The sequence below is a fragment of the Pedobacter agri PB92 genome, from assembly GCF_000258495.1.
Classification (GTDB): domain Bacteria; phylum Bacteroidota; class Bacteroidia; order Sphingobacteriales; family Sphingobacteriaceae; genus Pedobacter; species Pedobacter agri.
Genome location: NZ_AJLG01000027.1, coordinates 1 through 19,231, shown reverse-complemented (window position 1 = coordinate 19,231; position 19,231 = coordinate 1). Strand labels below are relative to the sequence as shown.

Annotated in this window: 17 protein-coding genes, 1 tRNA gene and 1 pseudogene; 18 read left to right on the top strand and 1 reads right to left on the bottom strand. The window is 37.3% G+C overall.

The window, feature by feature from the left end:
* The first annotated feature begins 29 nt into the window (after nucleotides 1–29).
* From ON09_RS06100 to ON09_RS06015, 15 genes and pseudogenes are all read left to right on the top strand, one after another.
* Nucleotides 30–359 carry a hypothetical protein gene (locus ON09_RS06100; RefSeq protein ID WP_157258855.1) on the top strand — a complete coding sequence of 110 codons (330 nt, stop codon included), beginning with the start codon at nucleotides 30–32 and terminating at the stop codon, nucleotides 357–359.
* Nucleotides 360–469: 110 nt separating this feature from the next.
* Nucleotides 470–979: a hypothetical protein gene (locus ON09_RS06095; protein ID WP_010600174.1), complete on the top strand. Its 510-nt coding sequence runs from the start codon at nucleotides 470–472 to the stop codon at nucleotides 977–979.
* Nucleotides 980–1,669: 690 nt separating this feature from the next.
* On the top strand, nucleotides 1,670–2,164 hold the full coding sequence (locus ON09_RS06090) for a hypothetical protein (RefSeq protein ID WP_010600173.1): 495 nt from the start codon (nucleotides 1,670–1,672) through the stop codon (nucleotides 2,162–2,164).
* Nucleotides 2,165–2,219: 55 nt separating this feature from the next.
* The gene (locus ON09_RS06085; protein ID WP_010600172.1) at nucleotides 2,220–2,663 is read left to right on the top strand and encodes a hypothetical protein; all 444 of its coding nucleotides are present in this window, start codon (nucleotides 2,220–2,222) and stop codon (nucleotides 2,661–2,663) included.
* Between the two features lie 122 nt (nucleotides 2,664–2,785).
* The gene (locus tag ON09_RS06080; RefSeq protein ID WP_010600171.1) at nucleotides 2,786–3,622 is read left to right on the top strand and encodes a DUF2971 domain-containing protein; all 837 of its coding nucleotides are present in this window, start codon (nucleotides 2,786–2,788) and stop codon (nucleotides 3,620–3,622) included.
* 1,019 nt (nucleotides 3,623–4,641) lie between these two features.
* Nucleotides 4,642–5,586: a restriction endonuclease gene (locus ON09_RS06065; RefSeq protein ID WP_202947121.1), complete on the top strand. Its 945-nt coding sequence runs from the start codon at nucleotides 4,642–4,644 to the stop codon at nucleotides 5,584–5,586.
* A complete protein-coding gene (locus ON09_RS24135; protein ID WP_010600168.1) occupies nucleotides 5,586–6,422 on the top strand; it encodes an abortive infection family protein in 837 nt (278 codons plus the stop codon). Before ON09_RS06065 ends, ON09_RS24135 begins: the two co-directional genes overlap by 1 nt.
* Entirely contained in the window at nucleotides 6,419–6,952 is a 534-nt protein-coding gene (locus tag ON09_RS06055) for a hypothetical protein (protein ID WP_010600167.1), read from the top strand. Before ON09_RS24135 ends, ON09_RS06055 begins: the two co-directional genes overlap by 4 nt.
* Before the next feature lie 806 nt (nucleotides 6,953–7,758).
* Nucleotides 7,759–8,139 carry a hypothetical protein gene (locus ON09_RS25105; protein ID WP_157258854.1) on the top strand — a complete coding sequence of 127 codons (381 nt, stop codon included), beginning with the start codon at nucleotides 7,759–7,761 and terminating at the stop codon, nucleotides 8,137–8,139.
* Between the two features lie 413 nt (nucleotides 8,140–8,552).
* Nucleotides 8,553–8,759 (top strand): annotated as a pseudogene (locus ON09_RS25915) (DNA translocase FtsK); the annotation flags it as partial.
* Nucleotides 8,751–9,227 carry an HNH endonuclease gene (locus ON09_RS26580; RefSeq protein ID WP_086003387.1) on the top strand — a complete coding sequence of 159 codons (477 nt, stop codon included), beginning with the start codon at nucleotides 8,751–8,753 and terminating at the stop codon, nucleotides 9,225–9,227. The pseudogene ON09_RS25915 and the gene ON09_RS26580, both read left to right, overlap by 9 nt.
* 74 nt (nucleotides 9,228–9,301) lie before the next feature.
* The gene (locus tag ON09_RS06035; RefSeq protein WP_010600163.1) at nucleotides 9,302–10,276 is read left to right on the top strand and encodes an HNH endonuclease signature motif containing protein; all 975 of its coding nucleotides are present in this window, start codon (nucleotides 9,302–9,304) and stop codon (nucleotides 10,274–10,276) included.
* 389 nt (nucleotides 10,277–10,665) lie between these two features.
* Nucleotides 10,666–11,640: a DUF3644 domain-containing protein gene (locus tag ON09_RS06030; protein WP_010600162.1), complete on the top strand. Its 975-nt coding sequence runs from the start codon at nucleotides 10,666–10,668 to the stop codon at nucleotides 11,638–11,640.
* A gap of 53 nt (nucleotides 11,641–11,693) precedes the next feature.
* Complete coding sequence (locus ON09_RS06025; protein ID WP_010600161.1) at nucleotides 11,694–12,740, top strand: toll/interleukin-1 receptor domain-containing protein; 1,047 nt, start codon at nucleotides 11,694–11,696, stop codon at nucleotides 12,738–12,740.
* 1,016 nt (nucleotides 12,741–13,756) lie between these two features.
* Nucleotides 13,757–14,212, top strand: coding sequence for a JAB domain-containing protein (locus tag ON09_RS06015; protein ID WP_010600159.1), 456 nt, complete (start codon nucleotides 13,757–13,759; stop codon nucleotides 14,210–14,212).
* Between the two features lie 187 nt (nucleotides 14,213–14,399).
* On the opposite strand, the gene ON09_RS06010 is transcribed toward ON09_RS06015, so the two are convergent.
* Nucleotides 14,400–14,473, bottom strand: a tRNA-Ile gene (locus ON09_RS06010).
* Nucleotides 14,474–15,080: 607 nt separating this feature from the next.
* On the opposite strand from ON09_RS06010, the gene ON09_RS06005 reads away from it, so the two are divergent.
* The 3 genes from ON09_RS06005 to ON09_RS05995 all read left to right on the top strand — a co-directional run.
* On the top strand, nucleotides 15,081–16,298 hold the full coding sequence (locus ON09_RS06005; protein WP_010600158.1) for a Pycsar system effector family protein: 1,218 nt from the start codon (nucleotides 15,081–15,083) through the stop codon (nucleotides 16,296–16,298).
* Nucleotides 16,299–16,307: 9 nt separating this feature from the next.
* On the top strand, nucleotides 16,308–18,341 hold the full coding sequence (ppk1, locus tag ON09_RS06000) for a polyphosphate kinase 1 (RefSeq protein WP_010600157.1): 2,034 nt from the start codon (nucleotides 16,308–16,310) through the stop codon (nucleotides 18,339–18,341).
* Between the two features lie 10 nt (nucleotides 18,342–18,351).
* The coding region (locus ON09_RS05995) for an SdiA-regulated domain-containing protein (RefSeq protein WP_010600156.1) at nucleotides 18,352–19,231 on the top strand (880 nt) is incomplete at its 3' end.

Here is a 19,231-nt window from a genome sequence, read left to right as displayed (position 1 = left end):
ACCATGATTTGTTAAAGCGGTTTAAAGAGATGTACAGTAGTCTCCCTGATCCACTTGATCGAACCATTGTAGAAATTAATGGTAAGGTGGATCCGTACGATCCTGATGGCTTATTTACATTCTACACACCACACTTTTATTACCATGTTCGGTGTAACTACCTCGAAAAATACGAAGTGTTGTACCAGTTCCACAACTGTCCATTTGAAGCAGAGATACGTAAGTGGTTTAAAAGGTCACTTCACACATCCTTCGCATTTGAAAGTGACAGGATTAAGGATTTTCCAAGTTTCTACAAAGAGGTACTAGCTTTCCAACCAAAGGAAAGAATTTCTGTACTTGACTATGTTGCACCATAAAGCGCAATACCTTTTAAAACAGACACATCAAACCCATTCTTACCAAAACAATTTACAGGCACTCTTAACAGGGTGCCTTTTCTTTTTACCCACTTTTTAATTCTTACAACATGAAGACACCAACCAAAGCCAAGCCAGGCAAAACACAGTACGTTGCCATCACAACTGATGTGCAAGAGGTAAATCAACAAGTAGAGAAGGCTTACACGTTAATGGTCAATGCAGCAACAGAGCTACTTAAACGTTTTGATGTTGCCAAATTTAGAACCTATGCTTTAATGGATCATACCAAGAACGAGCAGAACACAAACTTGGTAAAGGAGTTCATTTGTTACCATTGGAATATTACATTATCTCTCTCGCCAAAAAATGGAGCCTTCTATATCTTTATAGACCTCGGCGAAGAAGCTTTACAAAAGTTTGGCAGTGCCTTAACCAACAACTTACTTCGAGAGTGCTACCAACTTACGCAATCAAATGACAATACCATTGGCATCGAATACGCACTCCGAATAAACTATCTACCTGCTGAAAGCTTGCATAACTTCTACTATCGCAGGATTGTAGAGGGGGAAACTGGTTATGTAAGCATTGCAACAGTCGAGAAGGAAGCTGCGTAAAAAATTAGGTGCAGCAATGCACCTACATTCATTTCTCTTTACTAGATTTGAGGAATGAAATAAAAAAAGTAGCAACTACATATTAAGATATAAGCGTTTAGCTTCAGTTCTTGTATTGGAAGACCTAGGAAATCAATCAATCGTAACAAGGACAGAGTTAGCCAAATGCCCACGCCATAAGCGTTGGGCTGGCTATTCTGTTTACGATGACCTTCCTAGGGGTTTCCAGTAGCGGAATAAGTTCAGTCCCAACGCTTATTGCATTTAACGTCAAACTAGGGGACAGTTTGAGTTTCTCTTATATCTATATGCTTAAAAGGTATCTCTCAATTTGCGCACTACTATTGTGTAGTTACGCTGTTCATTCTCAAGTGGTCTATGTACCTAATCCAATTCCATCGAGCAACGGTTATCCTAACCAACAACAACAGTCAGATCAGGAAGCGCAGATTTTAACAGCCTACTCGGTAAATCCAACAAACCAAGCTGTATTAAAGTATAGGATTAAGGTAGTGACATCGAACCGAGTGAGCAAGATCGTGAGCTACAAACCAATAAGCTCTGAATACTGGTCTAATCTAGCACTACCAATAACTGCAACTCGTATATCAACGTATGATCCTTTTGCAGATCAGTTTGAGTACAAAGTTTATCTAACCCCACTATTAACTAATATCTACTTCTAAGCTGATGAAAAGATTACTAACTCTGTTATTGGTTGGAGTATCAATATCAGCCTTTAGCCAAAGCTTTAGCTATAACAAACGTATAAATGATATATGGGGCGATTGGGAAAAGCCACCTTATGGCATGTTCGTCTATAAACTGATTGGAACTACAGATCTCTATAACGAGTTCATAATTTACGGAGTCAATGACCATCCATCGAAATACATCTTAAAGGTTACTATGTTTGGGCAAGTGGTTGAAACCGATAAAAAGAAAAGGAAGGAAGCAATCAAGTCTGGGAAGTGGTACGAATATCCAGCCATGGTTGAGTATTATACAGCTAATATGTCTGACCGTTTCAAGGATATTATAGGTAAATGGCCGTTAGATGGATATAACACTGATTTTGAGAAGCATTATGTTCCAGCAACAGTAACAATACCACCTTATAAAGACAAACCAGTTAACTATAATATATGGTTCGAAGATTTAGGTTTAGCTATACAAATGAAATAATAGCCGATTCTACTGAAACGGTTAAAGTCAAGATCACATTTAAACAGCACTTCATATGGATATAGTAATTATAACAATGGCTACACTAACTAGCTTAATCCTAATATATAAATTAGTAAAGCACAGGAAGAAAGAAGTAGTGTTTGATCCAAATGCCCTTTATACAGTGCTCAACCCTGACATTCGATTACGCATTTCAAATGCAGAAAAAATTGGTTACGACCCAAATATCTTGAACGATATTGAAGTCTCCTATCGTCAGTTAAAACAAGTTGATCAGCATTTGGCCACAAACTATAAGGACCTAATGCATCTACAATTACATTTGGATAGCGGTAAGTCTCTCGGCGACTTTGATATTAGTGAAGAGCTATATAAAGAACTTATACTTGAAGTTGATTATTTTTTTATGGCTAGACTAGCAGCACCATCACCAAACGATGACGCAATCTATTATCTACCAAAGAGTTTGGAAGATGATATGATTGGTTATCACTAAACTAGTTGCGATCATGTACATCCTAATTCCCTCCCTCTCTCATTTAGTGGCTTACAGCGTAAATGACAATACAATTAGAGCCATAGCAATATGGCTCTTTTTTATTATACTTGGTAATCAATATGGCACATAACATTCAGCAAATAGATTACACTCAACTCCATCTTGTAGATAAGCCTGACGTAGTTTACAAGTATCGTTCCTGGAATGGTGGTAGCACCAATAGCGATAGAACCCTCACTCACAATGAACTTTACTTATCTGCACCATCTGACTTTGACGATCCACTTGATTGTAAGATACCTGAGCGTTATGATCTAATGAACGATGAAGAAAAGAGAAAATGGATAAGAAGAGTTTTGAAGAACAACCACCCAAACTTCAACGACATTGCTATTGAGAGGGATGTGGAACACTACCACAAACGTACTTTTAATGATGATGCTAAGATGGAAGAGTTTGCTAAGTATGAGTGGGAAAGCTATAATGAAAAGAGTGGCATACTCAGTTTGTGTAAGGACGTAAATAATTTACAAATGTGGGAATGCTATGGAGATCACCACAAAGGTATTTGCTATGGCTTCCATACAGATACTCTAATTGAGAGTTGTGAAATTGGAATGGGTGGCGATGTAATATACGATAATGAACTCCCAATAATTCACCCGTTACAAGATATTATAGTTAAAGCCGCATTACGTGTGATGTATAAACTAACCAAATGGGAGTTTGAGGATGAGTATCGACTTCGTACTTTTCACGAAAGTAATGCGATAGCTGCTAACAGGAAAAAATACTATCCCCCTGAATCTCTCGTTGAAGTCACGATCGGCAAGAACTTTGATGCACAACAAGAAGAACAGATAAAGCAAGAACTTAGAAATAAAGGTTCTATAGCTGTCCTATATCGTAGTGTGGAGAATAATGATATTCTAACAAGGCAACAAATCGCTTATTAATCTCATATCCTACACCTAGCCTTTCCTCAAAAGTGGTGGCATAAGCGAGGAAAGGCTCGGTCTAGTCATTGATTTTGTGGAAGACAGCATGTGTAGTGCTTGCTTTATAAGGTTCTGCGTTCACCTTTCAGCTTGTGGCACTTAGTATCAGACAGTGCTCTAAGGTAGGTAGATAGGTATTCGGTGAGGTTAATGCCACTTAAAACACACGCCAGTCACTTCGTTTGTGTCATGGTTTTAATTTTGGCAAAGCAGTCACCTCATGAATGCTGTCTCTGTTCTTATCTAGGATTTGCTTCGCTTCATCCTGGATAAGCCCACACGCATTCCACTTTTCAGCTCACCTGCGTAATCGAAAATGCTGCGCTACGCTTGTGTTAAAACATAGATCGGATCCCGTTGCTGTGCAACTCCTAATCCTCACACATTTTCTCAGTTCGCAAGCGGTGAGCAACTATAAACGCTATATTTGGTTCTAATGAGATCAGCAATAGTAAACGCGTTAATATCAATTTTGGCCCTGTTCTTAATAGCATTGGCTTTTTACTGTTTATCAAAGGCATGGACAGTTACTAATGGAAAAGCAACATTGTGTTTAATTAGTGGTTTTATAGCTGGCGGAACTGGAGTCGGTCTGTTTATTTATCTAATAACAACAGCTAAGGACTAAGGCATAAACATATCACTGCGCTTCTGTGAAGCTTTACTGCAGTGACCTTCTCTCTATTCGCACGTTAGGTTCGTAGGTGTTGTTTTAATGGTATTGTATACTTAAATTTGATTATCTAAATAAACCTAAATGACAAATACAAGATCTCTACAGCTCGAGCTAAGCAATAACCACAGTTCTATTAAAAGTCTAACGATACACTACCCTGATGATACCGTTATAGGATTCGTCTCAAAGCTTACAGCAATCCCTTTCAAGGTTGTGTTAACCAAGAGTGTTGTGCCACGTGGCGATAATTCAGTTCATTATATAGATTTTGATAAAGCTACTGGTGTTAGCGTTCTATATCATGATGGAAGTTCAAAAGAGTTTAATTAACATTTGGATGATAGATGTATTCACTGAAGAAATAGAAGTTAATATCAAGAAAGGGATCGCAAATCTATATTGGTTTCTTGGTGACCTAGAAAAAGCGTGGCTAAGAGCAGGTGTTGACGGTAATATTGTAAATAAGTTGTTTAATTCGAGAACTCCTGAAGGCGCAAAGTTGACTAAGAGGCAATTAATGGATTTGCTTTACAAAGATTCAAGAGCGATGGATTTTAACCGTAGGCTAGAGATCTCAAGGAACTTTGTAAGGTTTTTAGTTGAACATACAAACTTTGTCCCCCAAAGCGAGAACCACAAGATCGGTGTCGCGGAAACGTGTTCTCTAAAACTTAAGGCTATCTTAGAAGAGCAAAAAAAACAAGTAGAATATAACCAGCGCATTAAAACAAGAGTAAAGCAATCAAAGGAACTGGATTATTCTAGTGAACTTTTACGAGTAAGGGATTTGTTCATGTTGGCCGAAGGACTAGAGGGGGCTGAGAGAGGGTATAGATTTGAAGAGGTGTTTGTAGAACTCATGAGAATTAGTGGCATTCCCGTAGTAGAGCCCTTCAAAATTGTCGGAGAACAGATCGATGGTGCGATTAAGTATGGCGGTCATTTTTACCTTTTAGAGCTAAAGTGGACAAAGAAGAAATCAGCACATAAGGAAATTTCTAGTCTCTACATGAAGGTGGAAGGTAAGTTAGATGCCAGAGGGATTTTTGTTTCGATGAACGGATATTCAAATGAGATTTTACAATCACTACCAAGGGGAAAGACGTTAAAGACATTGCTGTTCGACGGTATGCATGTGTCAAATGTAATCTTTGGACGATATACGTTCTCTGAATTGCTAGAACATGCAATAAGTCAAGCATCATTAAAAGGAGAGATTTACAGCAACCATGAGTTAGTTTCCTGATGACACTTTCAGAATATTCAATAACTCATCTTGGGAAAGCTATTTGCGGCGATGTGGACTATATGCCTTATCAAACTGGGCCAATGCTTGTTACATTCTTTAATAAGTACGGTTATAATGAGGTTTATGGTCAAGAGCCATTTCCATCAAGATGGAAATATACTGAAGATAAGTGTAGGGAGTTGAATGGAACGCCGCTGATCAAGCAAGCTATAGAAGATTCAATAGATCCAAGACGGTTTCTTAAGCTACCTATCACAGTTGAAAATGCTGTTGCAGAGTTAAATGAAATTCTAAACTTTGATAAACTTGCGATAACAAAGGTTAATGAATACTATAAACTTATAAGTATAGGAGGATTGATTGTGGAGCCTTCGACAGCTGTTGCTATCGGGCATGATTTTGTGTCTGAGCAGATAGAAAAGTGTAAAACAAAATTGACACAGGAAGATTATAACGGAGCAATCACTAATGCTCGGTCATTGCTGGAAGCCATATTCATAGATATAATTGAAAGGTATCAAAGCATACCTTTCAAAAGTGATGGCGACCTCGACAACCTTTGGCGTGCAACTAAGAAAGTAATGAACCTACAGCTTAATAAAGATACTATGCCTGATTTTGTGATTCAAATCTTATCCGGCATTGATACTTCACTTAAAGGTCTCGCAGCTCTTAGCAATAAAGCAGGTGATAGGCATGCAACTAAATTCAAAGCTCGTAAACATCACGCAAAGCTAGCCGTGAATTTGGCAATGACTATTGCTGACTTCATTCTTGAGAGTTGGGATTTCTTAAATGAAGCTAAAACTGTCAAAGGAGAAAAGGCATCATGATGGAAGACTCTTTCAAAACGAATTACAAAAGACACGATTATAGAATAGAAAGTCTTGATCATATTATAAGGGGGCTATGGGAGGCAATTCAATTATTAGAGGATAGGGTTAAACTCAAAGGTTGGTATGATGGCTTATGGTTCAGGGAAGACTCAGAACCAATCTTCGGCTTAGCTTTCATTGCGCTACAGAATTATATCAATGCAAGTATCATAGACAGATTCGATTCTATAGATGGTAAAGAGAAAATCTACAAGCTTGGAAATAAGATTGGGGACTCTGGAAGATCGAACATAGAGCTTATCATCGCACTTGCTAACTATACAAAACATAAAGATTGGGGAGAACCCCATAAAGGAACACGGGAAATACTTTCAGATGTTGGGCTAAAGTGTGATATTGACGTTGATATCCTTGAAGCTCCTATTTTTGAGGGCGTAGAATTGCTAAGTCACACATGGGATCTTCTTGAGGTCACGGAGTCAGTAAAAGCTTGGAGAGAAATGCTTTGGACTCATCAGTCGTTGTAGGATTAAATAATAAAATATGTTATGATGACAGGAAAGAACTTGAGCTGTTAAGGGCTATAAACAAATCACTAACAGCTATCAATGCCAGACAAGAAACACAGGAGTTATCTGCTGAATCAAACAAATTGTTTGATAGATCAGATGCTAGAGTAGAGAATGCAACTAATCAAATACAAAACACGTTTGATCGCATACATGATAAAGTATTCACTTCAATAACGGATTAATTGCTGCGTACCTATTACTAGGCTCTTACCCAAGTGAACAACCTATTCTATCTTTATGGACAACCATATTTCCTGTGCTGGTAATGGCGCTTATGATTTATGTTGATGTTCGGCAAATGGGAATTCATCGGTTTGCATCAAATGAACAGCAATGGACCAATGAAGAGCGTGATAGTTACGGTGGCAAAATTACAAAACAGACCCGTTTGTCACTATTGAGCATGTTGTTTTCCATCTTGTGCTTGGCATATCTAATAGTCAAACTTGGGCAAGCCTAGTTAGCAAATTTTAATAAACAGCATGAACAATAAAGCTAAGAAGCAGATAATAAACACTATCATTGACATAGTAGGTATTGGAGCAATGGAGTTTGGATTCGATGGGTTCTTTAAAACACAGCAGATAGATCACAGCCTTACTAGAGAGGAATTGGAATTAATGTTGGATAACAACCAATCATGGACTGCATATCAATTCTATGAATACACGCTGCTTCCATTGATAAGTAGAAACCCAACGAAACATCAGTCGCTTCGATGGATTTACTCTACACTTGCAAATTCGTGTATAGATGATGTCATGAAGAGGAATTACTTCGAGAAGAGCTTTAAGGAGATGATGCTCTCTAAAATAGATAACATTAGCAACGTAGATTATACAGGTGAGTTTTATGCTATCGTTTTAACACGAGATAGCTGTTGCACCCAATGTGGCCATTATAGTGAGAATGATATCTACGCCATTGACACTATTCTAAATGACTTACCTCCTTTGATAAGAAACTGTGAGCACAAGCACTCTTGCCATGCGTCAGTTTCAGTAATGACCGAAAATAGATATAATGCTTCAAGAAACGAGGACGATAGCAGTTGTAACCGAAAGACAGATATTGACACCTTCCCTCAGGAGTTGATGAAACGTGTCCTGGTAGGAAACGAGTTAACACAATTTCTACTTTGAAGAAGCCTAACAATGATTTAGACATGCTACTACCGCTGAATAGTGATGATGATGTTTAGTGCATAGCTCGCACTTTTTCTAATCATATCTATTTTATTAACCCCCTTAATATAAAAATGTGCGCACCCGCTTGTAGTTTGAAAGAGTAGTTTTAGCTCTATTTGCAATTGATGTTATGACATACTATCTTAGATGTTATGCTAAAAAGACTACTCAATCTACTTGCCCCTAAGACAACGCAACAACATCCTTTATCACATTATGATACAAGTGGTGTAGAACAAAGTTCAATTCAAATATCCCATCCTACAATTTCAAAACCGTTATTAACTGATGAAGACATTCATCTCTTCTTACAAGACGAAATTAATTATAGGTTGGATGGTACTAAAGAGATTTACACTGGCAGACTAGATCCTTTATTGAAAGATGCCGCACTGCTCACAGTAACCCATCAACAAGGTTCAACATCTTTAATACAGCGTAAATTGAAGTTAGGTTATAATAGAGCAGGTGCAATCATAGACCAATTAGAAGCTTTAGGGATCATAGGGCCATTCAAGGGTTCAAAAGCTAGGGAAGTATTATTATATGACGAAAGCCAAATTGATATGGTTATCAGTGGGAAACATGGCATTAAGACTGAGAAAAGAAAGTTCTTTGATGAACATATCTTACCAAGCAAATTAGATCTGATTGAACATGAGGTTAATCAAGTGATCCGATTAAGAGAGCAGGCTCAAATTCAACAAGTGAAGGCTCAGATAAGGGAAGAATTATTGGTTAAAGAGAATCAAAAGAAAGAGCAAAGAAGGCTAGAGGAGCTTAGACAACAAGTATTTAATGAAATGCTAATAAATGGGGAAATTGAAGCTCAGTCTTTACCACTGGTTCGGGAACCAATACCTCAAGCTGTTAAAGATATGGTTTGGAACAGAGATGGAGGAAGATGTGTAATATGCGCATCAAAGGAAAAACTTGAGTTCGATCATATCATACCATTCTCTAAGGGTGGCTCTAACACGTATCGCAACATTCAGTTGCTTTGTGAAGGTTGTAATAGGACTAAGTCAGCAAGGATTGGCTAGCAACTAAAATGGCGTATCTATGAATCAACATATTAAATAAATGTTAAGAACATATGTAATAATCAGTTAGGAGCATGGCAAATCTATTTAATTTAGATGACGATAAACGTGTTGTTTACAAGAATGAACTTTACTCAGTGAGAGACAATGGTATGGTTTACCGCCACCCGAAGGCGGGAGGAAGAACACGTAAGTATGATAACCAATGGACTTATGGAAACGTAAATATCAACAATGGTTATCTGGAGATTGCATCTGCTACAATCCATCGAATAGTTGCAACCGCATTTCATGGAGAGGCGCCCACTAGAGAGCATGTGGTAGACCATATAGATACCAATAGACAGAACAATAGACCTGAAAATCTCAGATGGGTTACTAGACTAGAAAACATTTTGCTCAATCCCATAACATGCAGTCGTATTGCTACTATATGTGGAAGTGTTGAAGCATTTCTTTCGGATCCTGCAAAGTTTCGTGATGTCTTTCCAGATCCTAGATTTGATTGGATGTGTACCGTAAGTAAAGAGGAAGCTGAAGCTAGCAAACAAAGATTACTAAGTTGGGCAAGTAGCGGTAAGATTCTATCAGGTGGTTACTTAAGTAGTTGGATCTACGAGCAGAATTACGAAGAGACCCAATACGAAGTGTTTAATACAATTGATGCAATCACACCAAACGCTATACAGCGTAATTGGCAAATACCATCAGAGTTTCCATGTTGTCCAGAGGAATACGCTGGTAATCCGATTGAAGAATATTGTATCAGATTGAAAGAGGGTGCTATATTCTGTAAGAACACCACCTACTCATCGGCAGTATGTAAGAGTACAATAGGGAATGGTGGTAAGTCAATTTATGTCATGACACGCAATTTGGAAGAAGATAGTATAAAGGGATGGGCACTAGCAGAGATTACATTTGAAGACGGGATGTTCATTCATACAAGTAAGGGCACTTTCTTTAAGGAACAAGGAGCAGAAAAATACTATACTATCGCACAAGGTTTGGAATGGAAAGGTGGAGATGGGATTGATGACTATTGTTAGGCTCGGGTAGATCGCCTTAGCACTTTTTAGTTACCGAACCTGATTTATTACCCCTGTTGATATAAAAAGTGCGTTGTTGCTTGTTGTTATAAAAGGTAAACAGCTATAATAGAATGCAACTTACCTTATAAACACAACGTCGACTACTCAGTATTAAAGCATATCCAAAAACTGATACCTCCCCCCTTAAAGTAAGGTTTAGTGCAAAATCTTGGATATTGTTAGGATGAATTGATTGGCTTGCAATCATTGCTCATTCTGTTATATTTGCATTACTAAATCTCTCTATTAAATTAAACGCTCAATGATCAAGTGTAATCTAAAGTTCTCATATAGTAAACGGAATGCATTTAATCCTTTAATACTACACCATCTAAAGTTTCATTGCAATGGCTAAAAGGAAGACATGGTCAGTGAAAGAAGAGTTATTGGTTAAGTCACGCGAGGCGATGCTGAGTGCGGTTCAGATATTTAATAACCCAAATATTCATTTCAAATCAGAAACTTACATCGTGTTGTCAACAATAGCATGGACGTACCTAATGCATGCTTATTTCAGAACCAACAGACTGGAATATAGATATCATAAGCTTAAGAACGGAAGGAAGTATTACGACAAGACAAAGAGAGGAGCATTCAAGTTTTACGAACTTGAAAGGTGTTTGGATTGTGATGAATCACCCATCGAATCGATAGTCGCATCAAACTTGAAATTTTTAATTGGCCTTAGACATGAGATAGAACATCAAATGACAAATCGCATTGACGAATACCTTAGTGCGAGGTTTCAAGCATGTTGTTTGAATTACAATGATTGCATTAAAAGACTATTTGATGATAAGTATGGCATTGACAAGCATCTATCTTTCTCCTTACAGTTTTCTTCGATTAAAGATGAGCATGCAAGTCAGTTAAGGGAGTTTTCTGACCTTCCACGAAATATTTCAGCCTACATTAATGCTTATGATGAGTCTCTGAGTGATAGTGATTTCAACGATAGTAGGTACTCTTATAGAGTCTTGTATGTACCAAAAATGGTAAATCGGAGAGGTCAGGCAGATAAGGTGATTGAGTTTCTCAAAGCAGATTCTCCTGAAGCGGAACATATCAATAAAGAATATATAGTTATAAAAGAGAAGGAGCTAAGAAAATACTTACCTACGCAAGTTTGGAAGCTAATGAACTCCAAAGGTTTTACTAAGTTTGGCACCTATCAGCATACTCAATTATGGAAATCTGTGAACGCCAAAGCGGTTGGCAAAGGGTTTGGAGTGCAAGTTGAAAATACTTGGTACTGGTATGATAAATGGTTAGAGTTCGTAGAGAGCCACTGTAATCAGCATGCAGAAAGATATAGTCACTAGTAGATATGTGAAACCATATTTCATGCTACATATAAATGTTTAACTAAAAAGAAATGTACAACTTCAAAGATGAAAATGATCTAAAGCGTATTGTTCTAACTGCTAGCAAGGTATTGGCTGGCATTGGTCATCCGATTACAGCCAACTTACTAGCTAAGGCTCAGCCTTCTATTCAGCAAACAGGATATGAGAATTGGAACAATGGCATCTATCTATATACCATGTATCTAACTGTAAATGTTGATACATATATTGGGGTGAAGTCTGATCTATCAAATCATAATATACTTATCTTAGATACGATTAAAGAAATATGTGCTCCTATCGATGACGAAGTTATATCTGCTATTAAAGTTGTACCATCAATTGCTGACGATGATCACACTTATGCTTCTCCTAGTGTCATTGCTAATGAAGAACCTACGTTTTGGAAGCCAGGCTATTTCAAACTATTCCTTAGCCATCTAGCGACTTACAAGGAGAAAACATCTGCACTTAAAAATGCACTAGAGGGATACGGAATAAGCTCCTTCGTTGCTCATGAAGACATTGAGCCTACCAAAGAGTGGCAAGATGAGATAGAGCAAGGTCTTTTTACTATGGATGCATTATGCGCAATATTGATGGAGGGTTTCAATTTGAGTAACTGGACGGATCAAGAAATTGGTGTGGCCATAGGCAGAAACATACTAGTTATCCCGATAAGAAAGGGTATGAATCCCTATGGCTTTATCGGCAAGTATCAGGGGTTTCAAGCTGAAAACAGAACTGTTGCTGATGTCGCATTAGGTATATTTCAGATACTATCATCAAATGTTAAAACCGCAAATACCATACTCTTAAAACTATCAGAGCTCTTCTTACTATCCAACAACATCACAGATGCCACTAAGAGGGTTCGAGCTCTTCGAAAGATAACTTCTATACCAATAGAGCGTGTTGAGATGATTCAGCAGAGGGTAAAAGATAACAATACGTTGAAGTCTCCAAAGGTTCTTCTCGAAGTAAATGAACTACTGAAAGGGTATGGATTGCGAGAGGTTAAAAGGGCTGATTTTGATAAGGTAACTATATCACCAGATGATGACTTACCCTTCTAGTCATATCAATATGTTGGTAAAGTACATCCAAAACTCAAACCTAATCCTTAAAAGTAATAGATTAAACTTGATATCGAGAAGTTGGGACAAACCACAGCCCAGTTATGCAGTTGATGTTAGGCAAAGTATTTGATAAGTTATAGACGAAATGAATTCTTAGATACGGTTATAGTTCCCTTTGCGAAGGTTGTCTACAATTAACATTTCGATCCGCCTATCATCTTCAAACTGAATGATGTCGGTATGAAGCCTCTTATGGACTACGTACATATTATTGCATCTTGGACATTCGGCAGACTTGCTGTACTCGCTGTTAATGTAATTCATTATAGTTTGGCATGATGGACATAGTGGAGTTAGGTTGCTAATACGATTACCTGCATAAGACCATTCCCACTGCCAATTGATAAACTTATCAGTAGTATATTGCTGCTTAGGGTCCAAAACCTGTTTAGACTTGCTAGCGATTGCAATTATAAGAATTAGTAATACTAGCAAAGCTAACAACCAATATAAAGCTATCTTTAACGTCAAGATGTAAATCAAGCCTTTACATATCCAATTCAAACAAGATTTTAATGTAGAGAGTAACGGCTTTTCTTTGATAGCATCATATATCGCTGATCCTAAAACAGTTACGAGTATAGGTAGAATTACACCTTGAAAGTACCATTTCTGATGAAAGCGTTCAGTTGACATAGTGGTTGTTTAGATTTGCTAAAATAGTGCATCTCAACTGTAATGTCAAACGACAGTGTATATAATACTGACCTCAAGCAGCTATGACAATCAATCATCATATTTGGAAATTATGATTGTTACATAGGTATTGAAGAGAATGGAGTTGGTAGTATCTATACAATAACACACAAATTTAAGCTTATCACCTCAACACGTTTCAAGAAATTCCGGCATAAACGCTCATTTACCACTACACAGGCTATTTATTCCGTTGCTGTCTTGACTTAGTTGAGTTGAAAGCTTGATACAAGTGCCATATTTAAATAGATACAACTATGGTACAAGAACAATTTAAGGTAGCTGAAGTGCAAGTAAGCTACAAGCCAGATTACAACATTAATGAGCGTCCAAGGATCGGCTCGTCAGTAGAGATGTATAGCCTTATAAAGCAACAGTGGGATTTAGGTAGGATCAACTTCCTTGAAGAGTTCAAAGTTGTGCTGCTTAACAGGAGTAATAGAGTCTTAGGAGTGGTCGATGTTTCAATGGGTGGAGTCAGTGGTACTTATGTAGATCCTAAGGTAATATTTGCAATCGCTTTAAAAGGTAATGCGTCTAATTTGATACTCTCCCATAACCATCCGAGTGGATCGCTCAGGCCAAGCGAATCAGATATAAAGTTAACCAAACGAATGGTTGAGTGTGGGAAGTTGCTCGATATTGTGGTGTTCGATCACCTTATTATAAGTGAGGATAGTTACTTCAGCTTTGCCGATGAAGGTATGATATGATTTGGCGCGCGCCAAAACGCGCCAAAAACAGAACCCTAAACAGTACAATATGGAGTTTTGAACACAACATATTGTTTGTTATATTTGAAAGAGTAGCAGTCGCTACTATCATCGAAATCAGCCATCAGATAGGCTACAGCGAAGTTTTAGGATATAAAAAAGCCTCTCTGAATGAACAGAGAGGCAGTGGGCCCAGCTGGGCTCGAACCAGCGACCAAAAGATTATGAGTCTTCTACTCTAACCAACTGAGCTATAGGCCCTGAAAAAAACATTGTTTTTTTGCGAGTGCAATGTTACAAATTTGAATTCAATTTTGGAAAATGTTTTTAGCTAAAAATTAAATATAGGCTCATTTTGAGTAAATTAAAATCAAATCGCAGTTATCAAGCTAAATCGATCATTAAAACTTTTCCAAACCGATAAGGTGTATATGCATATTCTAAATTTAAACGCATATTCTGACCAGCAATCTATTTGTTTTATGGAAATATATTTTGAACGATGAAATAGTTTGCTAACGCGTTCAGATTTTGAAAGCCTCAAAACCAATTTACTGAGCATTCGAATCGTAATAACCCCATTAATTTCAAAACTCCAGATCTCATTTTAAATTAACTGGCTGTAAGTTAAGTCTTTACGTTATGAAAGATGCTAAATAAATTTTATTTATAAATCACAATGATTATTTGTGATGATATGCAAATAATAAATTTGATCCAGAGAATAGCTCGTTGTAATTGGTTTAACCTCTTTTTATAAAATTTAGCGTAATTTTATAATCTGTAACCAAACAATTTTGGCTAAAAAGTATTTAAAGAAAATGCATTTCTTCCAAACAAATAATTTATATCAACAAGAAACACATTCATGAATTACAAACAATTGCAGGAAGATGTAGAAAAGCACGTTAGCGATTACTTCCATACCCACAACGATCCGCGATTGGTTTATCATAATTTGGAACATACCGAGGAGGTTGTAAGTGCAGCCCAGCAAATTGCAAATCACTATCAATTAAACGAACAAGACTATTTTACCGTAATGGTTGCAGCATACTTTCATGATACAGGTTATTTTGAAGATGCATTTAATCACGAGGTTAAAGGTGCAGAATTGGCCGATCAGTTCCTGCTCACTCATAAGGTGAATGATGAAGTTCGTCAACAGGTTAAAAGTGCAATTCTGGCTACAAAAATTCCGCAAACGCCTAAAAGTCAAATCGATAAAATTATCTGTGATGCCGATCTTTTTCATTTAGGATTAACCGATTTTCGGAAAAAAGGAAAGCTCATGCATAAAGAAGCTGAGCTAATCCATAAAAAAGACATTAGCAAATTAGATTGGCGCAAAAGAGATATCCAGTTTATGGAATCTCATCACTACCATACTGATTACGCAATTCTCTTGCTAAATGATCAAAAACAAGCCAATATTACTAAGCTAAAAAGCAAGCTAACCGCACAACAGGAAATTAGTACTGAACTTGCCGAGCCACGTAATTTTGCGCCAACCATAGATCTTGGAAAAAGCAAAAAGAAAGATAAAGATGATCGTCCGGATAAAGGTATTGAAACCATGTTTCGCATTACATCGGCAAATAACCAGCGATTAAGTGATATGGCAGATAACAAGGCACATATTTTAATCACCGTGAACTCAATTATGCTCTCGCTGATTGTGAGTTTGCTTTTACGCCGGCTGGAAGATCATGGAAATCTGATTATTCCAACATTTATCCTTCTTATCGTGAGTTTAACCTGTGTGGTGGTTTCGATATTGTCAACACGTCCATCAATACCAAAGGGAGAATTTACCCAGGAGGATATGGATAATAAAAAAGTAAACCTTTTGTTTTTTGGTAACTTTTATAAAATGAGTTTGCCGAGTTATACTGATGGGATGATCAAGGTGATGAACGATAAAGATTTTCTCTATGGAACTTTAATTACCGATGTGTATTCACAAGGGGTGGTTTTAGGAAGAAAATATAAATTGATCCGCCTGGCTTACAACATATTTATGTGGGGTTTAATTGCTGCGGTATTTGCCTTTGTAATTGCATATGCAGCTTACGGTAAACTTTAAAGGCATAAAATGATTGAAACATCTTATTTTAACAGAGATTTAAGCTGGCTGAAATTCAACGAGCGTATTATCATGGAGGCCGAACGCGATACGGTTCCATTGCTCGAAAGAATTAAGTTCCTCTCGATATTTTCTTCAAATCTTGATGAATTTTATCGTGTGCGTATGCCTGTGCTCTTGGCTTTAGAAAAACTGAGCAACCGGGAAGATAATGATATTCACATCGAGGAGGATCTTTTAAAAACGGCTAATCAATTTATTTCCGATCAGCAGCAGCGTTTCGGTAAAACTTTAAAGTTGAGCATTATTCCTGCGCTGAAAGAAAATCACATTACTTTGGTTTATGGCCACGCTTATCCTCAAGAGATTGAAAAACCTGTTACTCAATATTTTTTGAGTCAGGTGCTGGCATTTTTACAACCTGTTTTTATTGATGGTAATACCAATTTCTTTCCTGCTAACAATGAACTTTATTTTCTGATTACGCTTAAACGCAACTCGGAAACAAAAGCAGTGGTTCTTAATATTCCGTCAAATGAGTTACCGCGTTTTTATAAAGTTGAAACCCAGAATGAAACTTTTGTCGTCTTTCTAGATGATATTATTCGTTTCCATTTGGATCGTATTTTTCCAGATGATGAAGTTTCCGGTTGTTTTAGTTTTAAAATTACACGTGATGCTGAGATCGATCTAAAAGATGAATATTCCGGTAGTCTGTCTGAACAGTTGGAAAAACAATTACAGAAACGGGATTTGGGTCTGGCTACACGTTTCCTACATCAGCCAGGAATCCCAGCCGAGGTTTTAACACTGGTAAAGAAAATTTTTAACCTCAAAAAAGCCAATAATATTGAAGGTGGTCAATATCATAATCTGAAAGATTTAATGGCCTTTCCGGTAAAGTCGGATAAACTCTCAAACGACCCATGGCCTAAGATATGTAATACTGGCTTTATTGATGGGACATTAACAGCATCAATCGAAAAGAACGATATCATTGTGCATACACCTTATCAGAGTTACGATAGTGTTTTGCGTTTTTTTAACGAGGCAGCAATTGACGAAACCGTAAAAGAAATCTATGTTACACTTTATCGTGTAGCAAGCGATTCAAAAATTGTTAATGCCTTAATCAGCGCCGCAAAAAATGGCAAAAAGGTGACGGTTTTGGTGGAGTTAAAGGCTCGTTTCGATGAAGCCAACAACATCAAGTGGGCAAAAAAAATGAAAGCCGTTGGCGTAGACATTATTTATAGCGTTACGGCACTGAAAGTACATGCTAAGGTTGCTTTGGTGAAACGAAAAGTGGACGGTAGAATGCGTTACGTAGGTTTATTTGCCACAGGTAATTTTAATGAAACTACAGCGGGCTTTTACACCGATCATATTTTAATGACAGCCAATAAGGAAATGCTTCGTGAGGTGGAATTGCTTTTTATATTTCTGGCTAAACGTGTTAAGCCTACCGCAGAAAATTTCATAAAGTTTAATGAGTTATTGGTGGCACAATTTAATTTGCAACAAAGGTTTCTTTCATTAATTGACCGGGAAATTGAATTTGCCAAACATGGAAAAGCAGCAGCAATTACCATCAAAATGAACAATCTCGAAGAGAAGGTACTAATTAGCAAATTATACGAAGCATCGCAGGCTGGCGTAAAAATCGAATTGATTGTTCGAGGAATTTGCCGCTTAATTCCCGGCGTAAGCGGAATGAGCGAAAACATCAAAATTATTAGAATTGTAGACCGCTATTTGGAACATGGTAGGATTTTTGTTTTCAACAACCTGGGTGAGGAGGATGTTTATTTAGGCTCTGCAGATTGGATGAACCGAAATATTTACCGCCGGATTGAGGTTTGCTTTCCCATCCACGATCAAAAAATAAAACAAGAAATTTTAGCTATCATCGATATCCAAAAACAGGATAATACACAAGCTGTTATTATTGATGATTTGATGAATAATGTGCCGGTTAACGCTGGAAAGATTCCCGTTGCCTCACAGTATGCCATCTATCAATATTTAAAGGACAAGAATTAAATTTCCAAAAATGAATAAGAATAAAACAAAAATAACCGCAGTTGCTGCATTAATGACTTTAGCTTTTGCAGGGGTTTCATGTGTAAATGAAAAACACGATGATAAAGCGGCTTCCACTGAAGAAACAGCAAAAACGAGTACGCCAAAATCTGATTTGCCATACGATTTAGCTAATCCGGTAAAATATAATATGCCACAAAACCTGTTCGAAATTTCAGGCATTGTTTTTCACAAAGGCGATCCGAGTAGAGTATTTGCCATTCAGGATGAAGATGGTGACTTATTCTATTTAGGTTTAGAGGATAAAGAATCTAAATTTACCAAATTCGGTGGTAAGGGTGATTATGAAGATTTAGCGATCATCAACGATCAGATTATTGTATTGAAGAGCAATGGAGAACTGCATACATTTCCAATTTCGGAAATTAACAAACCTGAAGTAGCGAATGTGGTTAAAACGAAAGATTTGGTTCCGAAAGCCGAATATGAGGGTTTGGCCGCTGATGAAAAAGCAGGGATGGTTTATGTGTTAACAAAAGAGGTGAAAAAAGGAAAAAAAGATGAAACGGAAATTTTTGCCTTTAAATTCGATGGAGGTAAATTTACTCCGAGTGGAACCTTTGCTTTATCATATAAAGAAATTGCTGATTTGGCGGGCGAGTCAAAAATGAAATTTCGTCCATCAGCTTTGGCTAAAAATCCGTCGACAGGCGAGTGGTACGTGCTATCTTCTATGAATAAATTGTTAGTGGTTACCGATGCTGATTTTAAAATTAAAGGCACTTATCCGCTAAAAGGAGGCGCATTCAATCAACCTGAAGGAATTGCTTTTGATCGTGATAATAATCTTTACATTTCTAACGAGGGTGGCACCTTAGCCGCAGGAAACA

What these genes read in the sequence shown, in the direction of transcription:
- ON09_RS26580 (WP_086003387.1), top strand. Translation starts at nt 8,751, where the DNA reads ATGGTTATCAGTGGGAAACATGGCATTAAGACTGAGAAAAGAAAGTTC.
- ON09_RS06030 (WP_010600162.1), top strand. Translation starts at nt 10,666, where the DNA reads ATGGCTAAAAGGAAGACATGGTCAGTGAAAGAAGAGTTATTGGTTAAG.
- ppk1 (WP_010600157.1), top strand. Translation starts at nt 16,308, where the DNA reads ATGATTGAAACATCTTATTTTAACAGAGATTTAAGCTGGCTGAAATTC.
- ON09_RS06025 (WP_010600161.1), top strand. Translation starts at nt 11,694, where the DNA reads ATGTACAACTTCAAAGATGAAAATGATCTAAAGCGTATTGTTCTAACT.
- ON09_RS06100 (WP_157258855.1), top strand. Translation starts at nt 30, where the DNA reads ATGTACAGTAGTCTCCCTGATCCACTTGATCGAACCATTGTAGAAATT.
- ON09_RS06055 (WP_010600167.1), top strand. Translation starts at nt 6,419, where the DNA reads ATGATGGAAGACTCTTTCAAAACGAATTACAAAAGACACGATTATAGA.
- ON09_RS06095 (WP_010600174.1), top strand. Translation starts at nt 470, where the DNA reads ATGAAGACACCAACCAAAGCCAAGCCAGGCAAAACACAGTACGTTGCC.
- ON09_RS24135 (WP_010600168.1), top strand. Translation starts at nt 5,586, where the DNA reads ATGACACTTTCAGAATATTCAATAACTCATCTTGGGAAAGCTATTTGC.
- ON09_RS06065 (WP_202947121.1), top strand. Translation starts at nt 4,642, where the DNA reads ATGATGGAAGTTCAAAAGAGTTTAATTAACATTTGGATGATAGATGTA.
- ON09_RS06080 (WP_010600171.1), top strand. Translation starts at nt 2,786, where the DNA reads ATGGCACATAACATTCAGCAAATAGATTACACTCAACTCCATCTTGTA.
- ON09_RS06035 (WP_010600163.1), top strand. Translation starts at nt 9,302, where the DNA reads ATGGCAAATCTATTTAATTTAGATGACGATAAACGTGTTGTTTACAAG.
- ON09_RS06090 (WP_010600173.1), top strand. Translation starts at nt 1,670, where the DNA reads ATGAAAAGATTACTAACTCTGTTATTGGTTGGAGTATCAATATCAGCC.
- ON09_RS25105 (WP_157258854.1), top strand. Translation starts at nt 7,759, where the DNA reads ATGAAGAGGAATTACTTCGAGAAGAGCTTTAAGGAGATGATGCTCTCT.
- ON09_RS06005 (WP_010600158.1), top strand. Translation starts at nt 15,081, where the DNA reads ATGAATTACAAACAATTGCAGGAAGATGTAGAAAAGCACGTTAGCGAT.
- ON09_RS06085 (WP_010600172.1), top strand. Translation starts at nt 2,220, where the DNA reads ATGGATATAGTAATTATAACAATGGCTACACTAACTAGCTTAATCCTA.
- ON09_RS06015 (WP_010600159.1), top strand. Translation starts at nt 13,757, where the DNA reads ATGGTACAAGAACAATTTAAGGTAGCTGAAGTGCAAGTAAGCTACAAG.